The 15,265-nt window shown below is 54.4% G+C and carries 17 protein-coding genes and 1 pseudogene; 2 read left to right on the top strand and 16 right to left on the bottom strand.

Annotated features, from left to right (window positions below; genetic code table 11):
• Positions 1-2: 2 nt before the first annotated feature.
• From ACZ5ER_RS07390 to ACZ5ER_RS07355, 8 genes are all read right to left on the bottom strand, one after another.
• On the bottom strand, positions 3-1,040 hold the full coding sequence (locus tag ACZ5ER_RS07390) for an ABC transporter substrate-binding protein (protein ID WP_464934135.1): 1,038 nt from the start codon (positions 1,038-1,040) through the stop codon (positions 3-5).
• The gene (locus ACZ5ER_RS07385; RefSeq protein ID WP_050003319.1) at positions 1,037-2,224 is read right to left on the bottom strand and encodes a coproporphyrinogen-III oxidase family protein; all 1,188 of its coding nucleotides are present in this window, start codon (positions 2,222-2,224) and stop codon (positions 1,037-1,039) included. Before ACZ5ER_RS07385 ends, ACZ5ER_RS07390 begins: the two co-directional genes overlap by 4 nt.
• Positions 2,212-2,625 (bottom strand): hypothetical protein, encoded by a 414-nt coding sequence (locus ACZ5ER_RS07380; RefSeq protein ID WP_464934134.1) that lies wholly within the window; start codon positions 2,623-2,625, stop codon positions 2,212-2,214. The genes ACZ5ER_RS07385 and ACZ5ER_RS07380 overlap by 13 nt, the downstream gene beginning before the upstream one ends.
• Positions 2,622-4,616, bottom strand: a complete 1,995-nt coding sequence (gene feoB / locus ACZ5ER_RS07375; RefSeq protein ID WP_464934133.1) for a ferrous iron transport protein B — start codon at positions 4,614-4,616, stop codon at positions 2,622-2,624. The genes ACZ5ER_RS07380 and feoB overlap by 4 nt, the downstream gene beginning before the upstream one ends.
• A complete protein-coding gene (locus tag ACZ5ER_RS07370) occupies positions 4,613-4,840 on the bottom strand; it encodes a FeoA domain-containing protein (protein WP_167911848.1) in 228 nt (75 codons plus the stop codon). Before ACZ5ER_RS07370 ends, feoB begins: the two co-directional genes overlap by 4 nt.
• On the bottom strand, positions 4,827-5,054 hold the full coding sequence (locus ACZ5ER_RS07365; protein ID WP_050003315.1) for a FeoA family protein: 228 nt from the start codon (positions 5,052-5,054) through the stop codon (positions 4,827-4,829). Before ACZ5ER_RS07365 ends, ACZ5ER_RS07370 begins: the two co-directional genes overlap by 14 nt.
• Positions 5,055-5,330: 276 nt before the next feature.
• Entirely contained in the window at positions 5,331-6,407 is a 1,077-nt protein-coding gene (locus ACZ5ER_RS07360; protein ID WP_464935150.1) for a M24 family metallopeptidase, read from the bottom strand.
• A 128-nt stretch (positions 6,408-6,535) separates the two neighbouring features.
• Positions 6,536-7,876 carry a DUF438 domain-containing protein gene (locus ACZ5ER_RS07355; protein ID WP_464935148.1) on the bottom strand — a complete coding sequence of 447 codons (1,341 nt, stop codon included), beginning with the start codon at positions 7,874-7,876 and terminating at the stop codon, positions 6,536-6,538.
• A gap of 111 nt (positions 7,877-7,987) precedes the next feature.
• Between ACZ5ER_RS07355 and ACZ5ER_RS07350 the strand changes: the two genes are divergently transcribed.
• The gene (locus ACZ5ER_RS07350; RefSeq protein ID WP_464934132.1) at positions 7,988-8,467 is read left to right on the top strand and encodes a DUF1858 domain-containing protein; all 480 of its coding nucleotides are present in this window, start codon (positions 7,988-7,990) and stop codon (positions 8,465-8,467) included.
• A 115-nt stretch (positions 8,468-8,582) separates the two neighbouring features.
• Here the strand turns inward: ACZ5ER_RS07350 and ACZ5ER_RS07345 are convergent, their stop codons facing one another.
• The 4 genes and pseudogenes from ACZ5ER_RS07345 to hcp form a co-directional block, all read right to left on the bottom strand.
• Positions 8,583-9,377, bottom strand: a complete 795-nt coding sequence (locus ACZ5ER_RS07345) for a hypothetical protein (protein WP_050003311.1) — start codon at positions 9,375-9,377, stop codon at positions 8,583-8,585.
• A gap of 47 nt (positions 9,378-9,424) precedes the next feature.
• Positions 9,425-10,270 (bottom strand): YraN family protein, encoded by an 846-nt coding sequence (locus tag ACZ5ER_RS07340; RefSeq protein ID WP_464934131.1) that lies wholly within the window; start codon positions 10,268-10,270, stop codon positions 9,425-9,427.
• A 138-nt stretch (positions 10,271-10,408) separates the two neighbouring features.
• On the bottom strand, positions 10,409-10,549 hold the full coding sequence (locus ACZ5ER_RS07335; protein WP_464934130.1) for a hypothetical protein: 141 nt from the start codon (positions 10,547-10,549) through the stop codon (positions 10,409-10,411).
• 204 nt (positions 10,550-10,753) lie between these two features.
• Positions 10,754-12,093, bottom strand: a pseudogene (gene hcp, locus ACZ5ER_RS07330) (hydroxylamine reductase).
• 187 nt (positions 12,094-12,280) lie between these two features.
• On the opposite strand from hcp, the gene ACZ5ER_RS07325 reads away from it, so the two are divergent.
• The gene (locus ACZ5ER_RS07325) at positions 12,281-12,667 is read left to right on the top strand and encodes a transcriptional regulator (protein ID WP_050003309.1); all 387 of its coding nucleotides are present in this window, start codon (positions 12,281-12,283) and stop codon (positions 12,665-12,667) included.
• A gap of 22 nt (positions 12,668-12,689) precedes the next feature.
• On the opposite strand, the gene ACZ5ER_RS07320 is transcribed toward ACZ5ER_RS07325, so the two are convergent.
• The 4 genes from ACZ5ER_RS07320 to ACZ5ER_RS07305 form a co-directional block, all read right to left on the bottom strand.
• On the bottom strand, positions 12,690-12,968 hold the full coding sequence (locus ACZ5ER_RS07320; RefSeq protein WP_050003308.1) for a hypothetical protein: 279 nt from the start codon (positions 12,966-12,968) through the stop codon (positions 12,690-12,692).
• Between the two features lie 82 nt (positions 12,969-13,050).
• Positions 13,051-13,749, bottom strand: a complete 699-nt coding sequence (locus tag ACZ5ER_RS07315) for a hypothetical protein (protein ID WP_464934129.1) — start codon at positions 13,747-13,749, stop codon at positions 13,051-13,053.
• A gap of 118 nt (positions 13,750-13,867) precedes the next feature.
• Positions 13,868-14,593: a cytochrome c biogenesis protein CcdA gene (locus tag ACZ5ER_RS07310; protein WP_464934128.1), complete on the bottom strand. Its 726-nt coding sequence runs from the start codon at positions 14,591-14,593 to the stop codon at positions 13,868-13,870.
• 62 nt (positions 14,594-14,655) lie between these two features.
• Positions 14,656-15,261: a glutaredoxin family protein gene (locus ACZ5ER_RS07305; protein WP_464934127.1), complete on the bottom strand. Its 606-nt coding sequence runs from the start codon at positions 15,259-15,261 to the stop codon at positions 14,656-14,658.
• Positions 15,262-15,265: the final 4 nt, after the last annotated feature.

The following is a 15,265-nucleotide window of genomic DNA, read 5'->3' as shown; positions in this document are numbered from 1 at the left end:
ATTCAACCACCTCCGAAAAACCTTTCGAGGAACTCCCTTTCCTTTCCCTTCCAGTCCGGGTATTCCTCCGGATAGACCGCCTTCCCCAGCTGCCACATCCCCACGGCCATCCTCGGGCCCCAGCGGAAGTAGGAACCCCTCCCGAGGTCGCCCCTCAGGAAGACGACCCTGCCGTTTTTGACGGCCTTCATGCCCCTCCACACCTCGTCCTTGAGTATGCGCTCCCTGAGTTTCTCCACCTCTTCTGGCTTTGTCATCGGGCTGCTGGCGAGGATGAGGACGTCCACATCCCGGTATTCGCTCACCAGCCTTTCCCTATCCGTCAATACCCTAACGGGCATCCTCCCACCGACGCTGATGCTGGCGGCGTAATCGGCACCAACGAGCCTTACAACGTCTGCAAGGATATCGTTCCCGTTCACGATGTACAGTTTGCCCATTATGGACTGAACGATGAGCACCTTCCTCCTCTCTCTGATTCCGGCAGCTATCTTTTGAACCGCCCCGACCTGCTCCCGGAAGTAGCCCGTGAACTCCCTCGCATTTTCTTCCCTTCCGAACAGCTTTCCAAGGAGCTCAACGGACCCGGGGATGTCGTCAATGGAGCCCTCCCTCAGGAAAACCACGGGGATTCCGTGGTTCATAGCCTTTCTCTCCAGCTCCTCCGGTCTGTGAACGCCTTCGATGCGGACCGATACTATTACATCCGGTCCCAGTTCGAGGACCTTTTCCCAGTTGTCTATCTCTACAGGGCGGGCCACGCGGGGCAGTCTTTTCAGGTCTTCGGGGATAAGCCCGTTGGAATCGACCGCACTGGATACGCCAGCAACCTGTTCATCGGCACCGAGTATGTGGACAATCTCAAGGGCCGTCGAGGGCAGAACTACCGCACGTTTCACGGGCAACTCCACGCTGACGTTCCTGCCTGCCATGTCGACCAGGGACGCGTTTTTTCCTCCGTTGCCGCCCCCGATGCACCCGAAGGAGCCCGCGATCAGGAGGGAGATTAGGAGGACCGAGAGGTGTGCCCTAATCCTCACGCCGCTTCACCCCCGACTTCAGCTTCTCCGAGCGCCGCTTCGAGCCTCGTACGGACGTAGTCGAGGCACATCAGGTAGGCAAGGGTGTTCGCCCAGAAGAGGCCGAGGGGCGTTAAAAGGGCTGTTTTGCCCCTTACCTCGACCCATCCCCTTTCCTCCGCGATGGCCAGCGAGGGGAAGTCCTCCAGCCTGAAGGTGTCAAAGGTAAGCCTACCCTCGAAAAGCCGCGATACAAACCGCTCAAAGTCGAAAGCCCCGGAAAGAACTGCCTTCACCGAGTAGGGATTCGAGAGGTACCTCCCCACTCCCGGAGAATGAAAGATGCGGTGCCCCATTACGTGACCTCCCGCTCCGGGCCCGATACCGAGGAGGGGCACCTCAGGCCTCGTGAACGTTACAGAGTAGAGGAAACCGTCCCTCCCGTTCGTGAAGTGGTTCATCGAGAGGTGCCGGTAGCCGTGCTCGTACAGGAACGTTACCGCGGACAGAAAGTCCCTCAGGTTCTCCTCCACGGAGGGGTGGGGGTATTTGGCCGTCAGTGGCGTGTGCTCAAGGGGGTATATCGAGAGCCCGTCGATATCGAGCTTTATGACTGTTTCAACGTCCTCTAAGAGGGTATTTCCGAAGGGGAGGTCGTAGAGGAGGTCTACTGATACAACGTCAAAGTACTCCATCGCGAGTTTGAGCTTTTTAAAGGCCTCCTCCGCCCCGGAACGTCTGCCGAGGAGTGCCCTTTTCCGCCCCTCAAACGTCTGGATGCCAAAGCTTATCCTGTTCACCCCAAGCTCCGAGAGGGCCCTGGCCTTCTCCTCGTCAAACTCGGACACTGTGCTCTCCACGGTGACTTCCCCCGGCGATGTCCTGGAGGTGACTTCGTCGAGTATCTCCCCGAACCCCTTCGCGGGAAGGAGGGTCGGTGTGCCCCCACCGAAGTACACCACCACCGGTTTGAAGGAGTGACAGTTCCGGAGCTCCCTGAGGAGGGCGTTCACGTACCTCTCATAGGGTACCGTTGGCCTCTCCCGGTAGAGGATGCAGAACGTGCAGTTGCCGGTGCAGAACGGGACGTGGACGTAGAGGAACCCCTTCCTGTTCCGGTAGAGCCTGGGAACCGAGACGTCCACGTCCCTGAAAAAGGGCCGCAGGGGGGAGAGGGCCCTGTGGTGGGTCTTTATCCAGTCCATTCCCTCACCCCCTTTCTAACGGGGATGTAGATTAGGCCCGAAACAACGCCGAGCAGCAGGTAGAGCGGCACACGGGGGCTCCATGGCTGGCCCTCAACCACGGCGGTGCCGACGAAATCGGCGAGGGTGTAAAAGGCACCCACCGCGAGGAGACCGAGACCGAGGAGCAGGCCGGAGTAGAGGTAGGCAACGCTCCTGCTCTCCCCCTTCCGGGCCTTTGGGACACCGGTCAGAAAGACGGCCCCTATCGTCAGCAGGACAAAGCCGGTGAAAAAGTCCCCGCTGAGGGTGGGGGCCTCTGAAGTAACAGCCCCGGCGAAGGCCAGCATCTCAGCAACCCCCGCGAGCAGGAATGTGGTGCCAAGTACGGCACACGTTATTCCGATGTTCTTCGTGTTCATATCAGAGCACCCCCTGCAACTATAAGAAGGGCAACTGCGTAGGCCAGCACTATCCCGTAGGCCACCGCAAAGGCCGCCCATTTGCCGCCTATCTCGCCCTTTATTGCTCCAATGGTGGCTATGCAGGGCACGTAAATCAAAACGAAGGCCATGTACGCGAAGGCCGAAACGGGAGTGAAGTCACCGCTCGCAGCAAGCACCTCCCCGAGGCCCTCCTCGCCGACCCCGTGGAGGATGCCAAGGGTTCCCACGACCACCTCCTTGGCAAGGAGTCCGAAGACGAGGCCGACCACGGCCTTCCAGTTCCATCCAAGGGGGCTGAAGAGCGGCTCAAGGGCGCGGCCAATCCAGGCCACCCATGACTTCGAGAGCGCCTCCCCGCTCTCAAAGGCCTCCGGCCCGATGTAGCCGCCGGGCCCGAAAACGCTCAGGAGCCATATCAGGACGACCGTGCCGAAGATTACCGTGCCTGCCTTGGCGAGGAACTTCTTTGTTCTCTCCCATGTCACCCCGAGAATTAAGCCCCAGTTGGGCCGGTTGTAGGGCGGGAGTTCCATGACGAAGTAGGAGGACTCGCCACCGAAAATGACCCTTCTGAAGAGCCAAGCCATCACGAGCGCAAGGGCTATCTCGAGGAAGTACATCGCGGTGACAACGCTGCCCTCCCTGCCCGCGAAGAATGCACCTGCGAAGAGGGCGTAGACCGGAAGTCTCGCGGAGCAGGACATAAGCGGATTGACGAGCACGGTGAGGATTCTGTCCTTCTCGTCCTCGATGGTCCTCGTGGCCATTATCGCCGGAACGTTGCAGCTGAAGCCGAGGAGCAGAGGTATCAGGGACTTGCCGTGAAGTCCGAACTTCTTCATGACCCTGTCCATCACAAAAGCGGCCCTCGCCATATAGCCGGAGTCCTCAAGCCACGCGAAGGCAAGGAACAGGAAGGCTATCTGGGGGACGAAAACGAGGACGCTCCCAACGCCGGCTATTATTCCATCGGCCACGAGCGAGGATAGCATTTCGTTGCCTATGTGCTCTCCGGCAACCTCCCCGAGCCATGCGAACAGCGCATCGACAGCATCCACAAAGGGCCCGGCTATGTCGAAGGCGAACTTGAACGCCATCCACACAAGGGCGACGAAGACTGGTATCCCGAGCCACCTGTGGAGGAATACCTCATCGAGCATATCCGAGACCGTCATTCGCTCCATTCTCTCAAGGATGGCATACCCTGCAATCTCCGCCGCGAGCCGGTAGCGCGCGTCCGCAAGCGCGAGCAGGAGCTCCTCCTCCGTTTTACCCTCTTCCCTCAGAATTTTCCTGTACTCATCGAGCGCCTCCGGCGCCCTTTCCTTCACAATTTCCCTGACTTCATCATCGTCCTCAAGGAGCCTTAACGCGATCAAAGTGGGGTTTTCCACCTTTCCGTTGAGGAGCTCCGACAGGCGCCTCACATGCCCATCGAAACCGGGGTATTCCGGCGGTTCGGGCCTTTTACCATCCCGGCATGACTCCAAAACCGCGTCCTTCAGCTCCTCAATCCCTTCGCCCCTCGTGGCCACGAGCGGGACAACCGGAATGCTGAGCCTCTCCCCCAACCTTTTGGGGTCTATCTTCAGCCCCTTCTCCTCAGCGGAATCCATCTTGTTGAGTGCCACGACCACGGGCACACCCATCTCAAGGATCTGAAGAAGGAGGTAGAGGTTTCTTTCGAGGTTTGATGCGTCCACAACGTCGATTATCAGGGAAGGCCTCTCTTTGAGTATGAAGTTCCTCGCAATCCTTTCGTCAACGGAGCGGGCGGAGAGGCTGTAGACCCCGGGCAGGTCAACGATGTGAAACTCAACCCCTCCGTGGGTGAAGCGGCCCTCCTTCTTCTCCACCGTGACGCCGGGCCAGTTGGCCACCTTGTGCCTCATCCCGGTCAGAGCGTTGAAGACTGTCGTTTTTCCGACGTTGGGGTTGCCTATTATCGCTATCGTGACTTCCTTCATTCCCCGATCACCTCAACGTAGATTCTTGAGGAAACGCCCCTGCCGAGCGCCACCTGAACGCCCTTGACCTCGACAACGAGGGGGCCGGAGAAGCTGTTTCTTACCACTCTGAGGTCGCTTCCTGGGTGGAGGCCCATCTCGGCGAGCCTTTCGGATATTCCCCTCCCCCAGACCCTGACGAGCCTGACGCGCCTCCCCGGCTCGATAAAGTTAAGGGGAACCACAGGGAACCACCTCCAGGCACTCCGCTTCCTCCTTCCTGAGCGACAGGCGGTAGCCCCGGAGCTCCACCTCTATCGGGTCACCGAGCGGCGCCTTCTTGAGAACCCTCACTTCAGTTCCCGGGAGCACCCCCATCTCCATGAACTTCAGTATCGGGCCCCCGCAGAGCTTCCTTACCCTGACGGTCGAACCGACGGGAACTTCGTCCAGCCGCATCGAACCACCTCCTGTACAGGGCTGGCGATTGTAGTTAGGCTCTCCTAACAACGTGGCAATATGAATTAGGGCACCTTAAAAGTCTTTCTATTTGTAAAAGTAACCTTTGAAGTTAAAATAAGTGATAATTAGGCCAACCTAATCAAACTCGGCAGGCAAAAAAGAAAAACCAGGGTTTATAAAGAAGCGGGGGGTAATGTGTGCCTTTGCAAAATTTGGGCCACATCGGCGTACGGTGCCGGAACCTGCGGGAGAAAAATGAACAGGGAATGCCCCTCAGGTCACCCTCTCAAGCCCATCCTTTTTGACGATATAGGTGTCCTCGTGCTTTATAGCGCCCTCCGGAATCATGAGGGGCGGGTGTATTATGCTCAGTACCATGTTTTCCTGAATCCTTGCAGCCCTCTGAGGGACGACTATCGTTGTTATCGGAGGCTCCTCAATTAGGAGACCAACGCCGTGAGTGTAGCCGGCCAGGTAGGTGTCCCCAAACCCCTTCTCCTTGAAGAAGTTCGCGAGCTTCTTCTCGACGGCGTTTAGGGCAACGCCAACCCTTGTCTCCTCAAGCGCAATCCTGCGGGCCTCTTCCTTGACCTCGATAGCCTTTCTCACTCTCTCGCCCGGCTCCCCAACGACGAACGTCCTCGCCATGTTGGCGTAATAGCTGTTCCAGTCGGCCCCAATGACGACGGTAACGACGCCGTTTTCCGGAACCCTGAGGTCGCGGAAAGGCTCGGCGTGTGCCCTGGGCGTCGTTGAAACGTAGACCTTGGGGTCTTCACTCCCATTGAGCATGAGCTCCCTCACGACCTCAGCCGCTATCTCAAGCTCGCTCTTGCCGGGCTTTATGACTTCTTCAGCGACATTCATCCCTTTCTTCGCGATCTTCCCGGCCTTCCTTATGTTGTCCAGCTCCCAGTCCTCTTTTATCATCCTGAGGTCCATCGTGAGGTCAAGGACGTCCACTATTTCCACAGTTGGATTGAGCCTCTGGAAGATTTTGTAGAATATCAGGTAAGCATCGCGCTCCACTCCGAACTCAAGGCCGACCTTCTTCATACCGTTCCCGCGTATCCAGCCCACGATGCCGGCCATCAGCTCCTCAACGCGCTGGAACTCCACGACGTTCTCTATCCAGCTTCTCTTCCTGAAAAGCTCTGCTTCGCCCTTGACCACATAAACAATTGGTTCTCCCTCCGCGGGGATGAGAAGGCTTGGCCTCAACCACTTCGTCCCCGTGAAGTAAATGAAGCTTGAGAGCGTCCTTATCACTGCCCCGTCTATGCCGTTCTCCCTAAGGAGCTCCTGAAAGCGCTCCACACGCCTTTTGAAAATTTCAGGGTTTCCTCTCATGTACATACCCCCATAACTTCTCCCCTATTTAACGTTAAAACACCTTCCCCCACCCAAGCTTCACCACGAGGAACCTGGCGTGACAGATGCCCATGTTTTCCAAGCTTTCCCCATTAACTACAAACGTGTCAATCCCTCCAGTCGAGCAACCTCTTCTCACCGTCTATCTCCTTGTAGGGGGCGATGTCCATAGTCATTTCAAGGGTTCCTAGATAGTTGCCCTCCTCGTCAAAGAGGGGCACGTATTTTATGTAAACGTACTTCGGCCCGAGCCGGAGCCAGAAGGCTGCCTCCTTCTTCCTGCCCTCCTTGAAGGCCCTCAGGATTTTGTTAACGATGTGAACGCTCTTCGGAGGGTGGCAGAGCTGGACCGGCCGTCCGAGAATCGACGGCGTCCTTGTGAATATTCTCTCGCCCGGGGAGAAGAACCGAACGCGGTCGTCCCTGTCTATAAAGGTCACGTCCACCGGAAGGGCCTCGAATATCGCCTTTAGTTCCTCAATGCTCACATAGCCGGTTCCAAGGTCTATGTCTCCCTCGCGTTCGAGTTCTGACCTGTCGAACTCCAACGGCTGGCCCCTCAATGCCTGCTGAACTTCCTTTGGAAGGTTCAAAAGTTCCTCGACACTCAGCTCTGGGTCGATCTCCCAGGGGTGGAGCGGTTTAACGTCCTCCCCGGGGTCCCAGGCTGGAGGGTTGACCTTGTAGTAGCCAATCTCGTCCTCCTGCATCCTTATTGCCTTCCACTCCCCATCGCTCAGCAGGGCCTTTAATGTGGGGTAGTAGATGTTGTTCTCCCTGAAGACCATGTCGCTCAGCGCGAACGAAGCCTCGCCCGCCTTTTCCTTAAAGCGCTCAACGAACTCCTCCCAGGGCATCTCATTCCTCTTCCTCAAAAGCTCGGCAAGCCTCTTTACCATAAACCTGATTTCGTCGTGCTTCGTCCAGAGGACGGTAGCTATTGCTGTCAGACCCCTCCGCTCGATGTAGGGGAAGGTGAGCATCTCCTCCCGGTTGTAGTGGGTGAAGCCGACCTTCCTGAGGTTGCCCACTATCTCCTCCAGGACACCGAGGATTTCCTCCCTCATGCGCTCGTCCCTGGTGGTTGCCAGAGTCCTCGCGTAGAGGTTGAGCATCTCGGAGTCCTTCATTATCTCCTTGTTCTCGAGGTAGAGCGTCTTGAGCGGGTGTCCGTCGGGCAGGTCTTTCTCCTCAAGCTCCTCCGTTCCGGCAACCGCTTCCCTGAACAGCTCAACGTGGAGGTCGCACATCTTCGCTATGTCCTTGGCGGAAACGCCTTCCTTCACGAGCTCCTGCTCTATGATTGGAATCTCAAGGGGTGAGATGCCGCTCAAAACCTGGCGGAATTCGTCCTTGAGTTTATTCACGTCCTCGCCCTCGTGAATTCTAAGGAGAAGCTTCTTCAGCTGCTCCTTCTTGTATTCGCGATTGTTCAACAACTCAGTCATCTTTACCACCTTCATGACTAGTGTCATATTGAGTACTTTTAAGCGTTTCTGGGCAAATTTGCCCAATAACCTTTATATGCCGCATGTCATAATTGGGAGCGGTGATGAAAAATGATGCTTGACGTTCGTGGATTGAAGGCACCCCAGCCGGCGCTTATGATAATAGAAAGCCTTGGAAAGCTCCAAGTGGGGGAAACGCTTGAGGTCATAGGCGATAAGCCCTTCGTTGACATGCTGGGAAAGCTTGAGGAAGCCGGTTATCGGGTTGAACTGAAAGAAGTTGGCGGGTCATTCGTGCTCAGGATAACCAAGACCGAGAACTCCAAGGAGCTTACGATGGAAGTCAAGGAGTGCGACGATAAGCTGGACGAAATAACGGAGGAAACCAACGTGGGCAAGCTCCTAAAGGCCTATCCGGAATCCCTCAAAATACTGGTGAAGTGCGGTTTCTCGCCTCTTGAGAACCCCGTGATGAGGAAAACCCTCGCGAGGACGATAACCCTGAGGGGGGCAAAGAAGCTCATTGGGATGAGCGACGAGAAGTTCAGGGAAATGATGGAAGAACTGAAAGGGCTGGAAGAAGGTAGATAGTTCAGTTCAAAACATTTCCATTGAGGTTTATTTGTTTTTTAGTAATCTCAACCTACGATGGATTTATTTTTGTTAATTCTTAAAGCCACTAGACTTTGGCGAGGCCGTTGCCCGCTCAATATAGTTCAGCCCCCGTTTGAGCTTTAAAGTATTCCTCGGCCCTCTTGATTAAGAATTCGTTTTTAATTTTCTTTCCAATACGCTTGAAGATCAATGTGGTTATGTCTCCGCCGAACCATGCTTTGTCTTCAATTAGCTCTCGGTAGCTCTCTTCATCGGTTAAATCGCTTTCTCTTACTGAAACAAGTATTTTATAACTATCCAATCTCTTGATTAGGACATACTCTTCCTCCTCCCTTCCAGGTCTTTCAATCAGCTCGTAGAGACCGTCCTCCAAGTCTAAGAGTTCTTTCTTCACTATGGTAACGTCCGAAGGAACGATTTCAAGCTTTTTCCTTTTCACAGTCTCAACTAACCATTCGTAGAAAAGAAACTGGTTGTTTTCTTCAAAGCCTGCATCTCTGAGGTCGTGGTCGTCCGTGTAACCACAGATGAGGACCGCCCCAACCCTCATCAGCTTTCCGAGGAACTTCATAAGTTCGGGGCTCAGGACGAACAGCCACCTGCCGGTGGAGACTCCAATCTGGAGGAGCGTCATGTTCTCCTTTGAGTACGTTTCAACCTCAAGCCAGTCAAAGGAATCTCCCTCAGTGGTTTTCAGCTCGTAGTGCAGTTCTCCCACTGCAACCAGCCTAAATCCCCTCATATCAAAGATGAACTTCAGGTGCTCTTCTCGTCTTTCCCGCTGGTACGCGAGTTCACGAGTGTACTTGAACTCGCGCGAGAGCTTATCAAGCACTTCCTTCCAGGATTTATCAAACACGGCAACGGTATAATAAGTAGTCCCCATTTCACTCCCCCCATGATTCATTACATAATGAAAATAAAGAAACATGTTCAGTCGAATTCCGAGGCTAGGTAACGCACTTCAACGTCCACACCAAACCGGGACTTTATTTCCTTTGGCAGGTACTGGGTGTAGTAATAGTAGTCCCTTATGTTCTCAATGCCTCCGGCATAGTACACCTCAATCTTTCTGATTCCCCTATTGATGGCGTACTCAGCGTACTTTGCAAGCTGTTCCTCGCTTATTTTATGTGCGTTTCTCTTGCACTCTATCAGCACGGTCTCCGACCCCTTCTCCGCAATTATGTCAATCTCGGTGTTTTTATCAATTGATGTTATCACCCTCTTCTCGACTTCCCTTATCGTCCACCCGTTCCTCTTGAGGTGGCTGACGACCTCTGCCTCATAAAGGGCACCTGACTTAATTTGGCCTCTCGCCAATTCCTGATTAATCTTGCTGATAAGCTCGCGCCCTCCGTGTTTAACGCTGCTTGCATCGTTAAGTACTTCTTCAAGCTTCTCAACGTCCCAGTCTCGGCGAATAACCTCCTTAAATGCATTCTTGTTAGTTAACCACTTCCTGATCCTTTTGAGGCTATCAACAACCTCATCAAAGTCCATGCCACGCCTTTTTACGTATTTCTCGCCTATCTCCTCGAGGTACTGCTTGCCCAGTTCATTTACGACCCACCTGGCGTTTTCTCTGCTGACTTTCGTGAATTCCCTAACCATTATTTTACGTCCCAGGTAGTCCTTTAGGTAGTCCTTTACGATGCCCATTGAAAATCTGGATATTTCGTCCCCGTCCTTCGCGAGTATCTTGATCCCCCATTTCCCACCGCGAACGATGTCTGTTGGATCTGGAGCAAGAATAGTGGATAGTGCATCATACGCCATTGCTGCCTCAGGAGAGACGTAATGTTCGATAGCAAGACTTAACGCATTGTCCACGAGGATTGCGCCTATTACCAGGACAATTCCCGGAACAGCCTGGGGCTGAACCTCACCCCCTGGCTTCTTCTCAGGACTGAACTCCTATGGAACCGCTACTGTGTTGTTCGCCGTCGCGTTAACGAAGCTTGCCGCGGCGCTCGCTCCACTGACGGTCATCCCAAGGAATAGCAACACGAGGGCCAAAGCAAGAACCCTCTTCCAGCCCAAGCGGATCACCTCCAATGTTGTTCAGATGGATAACAAATCCATACCTTAAAAATTTTCCATTAGAAGTTTTAACAAGGAAAAAGCAATCAAAAGAAGATTACTGTCTTGCAGAAGCTTGAAATTACAACCGCCAAAACAGGGCAATCAAGGGACTCCCATGGGCCGGAAACCGCCGGAAATTCAAGCCCCAACAGCTAAATTAGAGAAAGAAGAGCTTGGTTAATCAAGCTCCTCAGCGAGGGGCGAACCCTCTTCTACCTTTATTCCCCTGCTCAGCATGTCCCTGAGGTCGGCCTCCGGGTCACCGGTGAGCCTGAGGTCAAACTTCTTCCCGAGGGTCTCGAAGACGTTCGGCGTGAAGAACTCAGGAGCCTTGGGTCCGATGTAGATGCCCTTAATGCCCAGGTAGAGGAGTGAGTAGAGTATCGCTATGGCCTTCTGCTCCATCCAGCTGAGGACTATGCTGACCGGGAGCTCGTTGAGGCCGACGTCCAGCTCCTTAGCGAGCGCCCCTGCAATCTGGATTATCGAGTAGACGTTGTTGCACTGGCCGAAGTCCATGAAGCGCGGTATTCCCTCGATTTCGCCGTAGTCGCGCCTGTTGTAGCGGAACTTACCGCACGCGGCCGAGAGGATTATGGCATCCTTGGGCACCATCGCGGTAAGCTTCTCGTAGTAGCTCATCTTCGGGTTGGGGACGTCACAGCCACCTATGACGAAGACGTGCCTTATCTTGCCCTCGTTTATCAGCTCGATGAGCTTATCCATGAGCGGGAGCACGTTGGTGTGGTGGAAACCGGTGACGATGTAGCCGTCGTCCCTCTTTTCCATCTTCGGCGTCTCGAGCGCGCGCTTTATGAGGGGCTCGAAGTTGTAGTCCTCGATGTGGGGGACTCCTTCAAGGCCGGCTATTCCGGTTGTGAAAATCCTGTCCCGATATGCCTTCGTTGGCTGCTGGACACAGTTGCTCGTGCCGAGGATAACGCCCGGGAACTCGGCGAACTCCTTCTTCTGGTATAGCCACGAACCTCCCCAGTTGCCGTAGAGGGCCTTGAACTTCCTCAGCTCCGGGTAGGCGTGAGCCGGAAACGTTTCCGAGTGGGTGTAAACCTTGAGCTCGTCCTCAAGGCCCATCTCCTAGATCTGCCTGAGGAGCTCGTAGAGGGCCTTGTAGCTGTGGCCGGTGACGAGTATTCCGTGACCCTCGGCGGTTCCGGTGGGCACTTCGACCGGCTCTGGCCTGCCGAAGGTCTCGACGTAGGCCTTATCGAGGAGCTCCATGGCCTCAAGGTGAACCCTTCCGTTTTCGAGTATGAGCTCGAGGAAGCGGTTCTTGTCAAAGTTAACGTTGGTCAGAGTCGAGTAAAGCGCTTCAGCCAGAAAGTGCCCTATTTTGGGTCGTCGTAGCCAACCTCAAGGGCGTGATAGTAGTAAGCTGCGGTTCCCTTTATTCCGTAGATGAGGGCCTCCTGAAGGGAGTTGAGGTCCGGGTCCTTTCCGCACACTCCCCTTATCGTGCATCCTCCCGCCAGGCTCATCGAGCACTGGTTGCAGAGCATTCCGTACCTCTCCGGGGTTCTTATCGCCATTTCCCACACCCCCAATTCATGACAGGTGTCATATGCGGTTGTTTATTGGAAAAACCTTCATAAAAGCGTTGCGGTTTCTTAACTTAAAGAAGGGTTATGACTTATGTCATAACAAATCCCAAAAAGCTTAAATATTCCGCCTGTCATGGTTACCACCATGAAGGTCAGCGCTTTCGAAGTTGCCTCACGCTATGTTTATCCCTCACTCAGGCGGAGACTTGTAGAACACCTCCGCGAGAAAGGCTTGAAGCAGACCGAGATAGCGAGGCTCCTCCACATTACCCAGTCTGCCGTTTCCCGCTACCTCCACATGGATAGGGGGGCTTTAATAGACATCTCTCAGTTTCCAGACATTGACGCTGAGCTCCGCTCGTTTGCCGAAGAGATTATTGAGAAAAAGCCCGGGGAGTACGAGATACACAGGAGGCTCGTGGAGATCTCAGTAGAAATGTTGGGAAAGGGCTATGTCTGCTCATTCCATGCAAAAATTGACCCTGAAATAAATCCCTCGGAATGCAACGTGTGCCTTGACCTCTTTGGGTGATTTCTCTTTTCCCTCACGCTTTTTAGTCTCCCCCTATGTAATCAAGCGTCTCCTCAATGAAGTCCTCGAAAGCTTCCTCATCAATTTCTTCAATCCTGAGCTCGAACTTTTTGCCAAGGCCCCACCTCACTGCGAGGGGCCCTTTATCGGTCTCCGCGATTATCAGGCCAAAGGGCATGTCCCCGGCCCAGTGGTGTTTGGAGAACGTCACGTTGAAGCCCCTTCTGGCGAGCTCTTCCAGTATAATTTCGTAAGTCTGAAGTGGACCCTTGTCCGTCTTCGCAAATCCGACAAATGGCATTTTATATCACCGAATATAGTTTGAACTCGAAACTTAAAAGGTTTTGGTTTTGAATAGAAAAAACAGAAAACCGCTCCAATCCTCACTTCCAAAGGTACGGCAAGATACTGTAGCCCGTCCACAGCAGTGGGCCGAGGTTCAGGAGCAGGTGCGGTATGAAGGTGAAGACCATCTGGCCGGACTGGCGCCAGACGACTATGTGGAGGAAGCCGGAGATGGTCGTTGCCAGCACGAAGAGCGCGCCGAATACCGTTCCAGGCTCCACGACCGTCAGGAACTTCGTCCAGAACATCGTATGGATAAGCCCCACGAATGCCGCGAAGAAGACTAGGCCTGCCACGCGGTAGGGAAGGCTCTTCTTTCCGGGATAGAGGTCCCAGGAGTCAAATATGTAAAGCCAGAGCAACTGCTCGCTGGCCGCGTTTGCCGGTGCCCATAGGAGGGCGGTAAGAACCACGCCTGGGAGCCAGGGATCGTCCACTTTGACCGGGGCGAGGTACGCGAAGACCAGGCCGATGAGGATTACCCCCACGTTCACGTAGAACCATACCGGCGGGCGGGGCGGCATCGGGGTGCGGTAGCCGACGACTCCACGGCGGAGCTTTGCGAGGCCCCATGCCAGGCTGTAGTAGAGAATAATCGGTATTAGCGCGCCCTTCTTTCCGTACAGCCAGCCGGCGATGAAGGGGAACGCCACCGCAACTACGGCGGATATCGCCAGGTCAAGGCGTGACGGTCTCCATGACGTTGGGTCGTATCTTTGGGTTTCGGTAGCCGACATAAGCTCTTCCCCCACCTGGGAGGCTATGTTTATTTGTTCGCATTATGACATAGAAGCTTACCTGGTCGAGCGCTGGAAAAAATTGGTTAAAATAGAGCCACTTTCAGAAGTTTATTGGTTACGGGCCCCATACAAGAACCCAGACGCCTATTCCTATCAGCAAAAGCCCTGCCACAACGGAGAGCTCCGCACTGTGCCTGACCATTGTCTGGGAGAAGCGCTTGCTCTCGCTCACGCTCCCCATGGCGAGCAGGATTACGACGAGGGGGAGCACGAAGATGATGTTGTAGAGCGCCAGGAGGAAGAAGGCGAGAGCCCTGCTGCTGTGGGCTATTATCGTCGCGTAGACGAGGTAACTGCCGGCCGAGCAGGGGAGAAGTGTCGTGGAAACAACGACACCGAGGACAAAGGAGCCGACAAAGGTCGCGTCGGCGCTGAATATCTTTTTCCGTATCCTCCCCTTGTCCCCTATCCTGGAGCGCTCCATTATCCCCGTGACTATAGTGTATATCCCAAAGCCTATCGCAAAAACACCTGCCGCCCAGAGGGGAATGTACTGGCCGAGGAAGAGCAGGCCGACGCCGAGGAGGTAGTAGGAGATGTAGACCGCTAGTATAAACGCGGAGCCGATTACGTAGAGCCTCCTCTGTGAGACTTCCCTAACAGATATCGCGATGAGGAGCATCGTGTAAATCACGAAGGTGCACGGGTTTATCGAGTCGCTCATGGCCAGGGCGTAGAACTTGGGGATAAAGTCCGGAATGCCTAGGAGGTACAGAACGACGGCACTTAAGCCGAATGACGCCAGCAGGATTATGGTGAGGGCCTTGATTTCACTCCTCATGATAGAAGAGTACACATGGTGGCTTTTTACGCTTTCCGAAACAAAAAGTTGAAAACAAAAGGTCAACCCGTTGAGTTTCCGGCAGAGGTTGAATTGGCCTTCAGCTGGTCGAGTATTTCCTGGACGTCAACGGGTTCGTGTTCAACGAACAGCGTGTAAAGGGCGTCAATGACGAGTTTGGCCTTGGGACCGTCGCGGGGCAGGAGGTACGTCTCGCCTACGATAAGGAATACCCCGTTGTTTTCCATGGCCGTTGCAATGATTTCGGGCGCTTTTTCCACGTCGAACTCTCCCTCAATGACGGCGTAGAGCGTCCCGTTGTAGGCGATTGCTATCGCAGGGACGCCGGTTATGCCCGTGAGCTGCGCCAGCTGGTTGAACAGCTCCATGTTGGTCTGGTTATTGACGAGCTCGTAGTATGTGAAGGACTCCTCTCCATACTTCGCAGGTATTTTCTCCTTCATGTTCCGGCAGTGGGGGCAGGTCTTTGCACCGTACATGTAGAAGTGAACCTTATCGAGGTATATCTTAGTGCCGTTGACGTCAACGTAGTCCTGTTGAGCGGCTGTGGACGTTGAAGAGGTCGTATCCGTATTATCACTTCCTATGCATCCAGCGGAAAAGCCTATGAGAAATAACAACAGCAAAAGCACTCCTACTTTCTTCATCAGA

The sequence above is a fragment of the Thermococcus marinus genome, from assembly GCF_055389025.1.
Note: the sequence above shows the minus strand (reverse complement) of the source record. Positions and strands in the feature narration are given on the sequence as shown.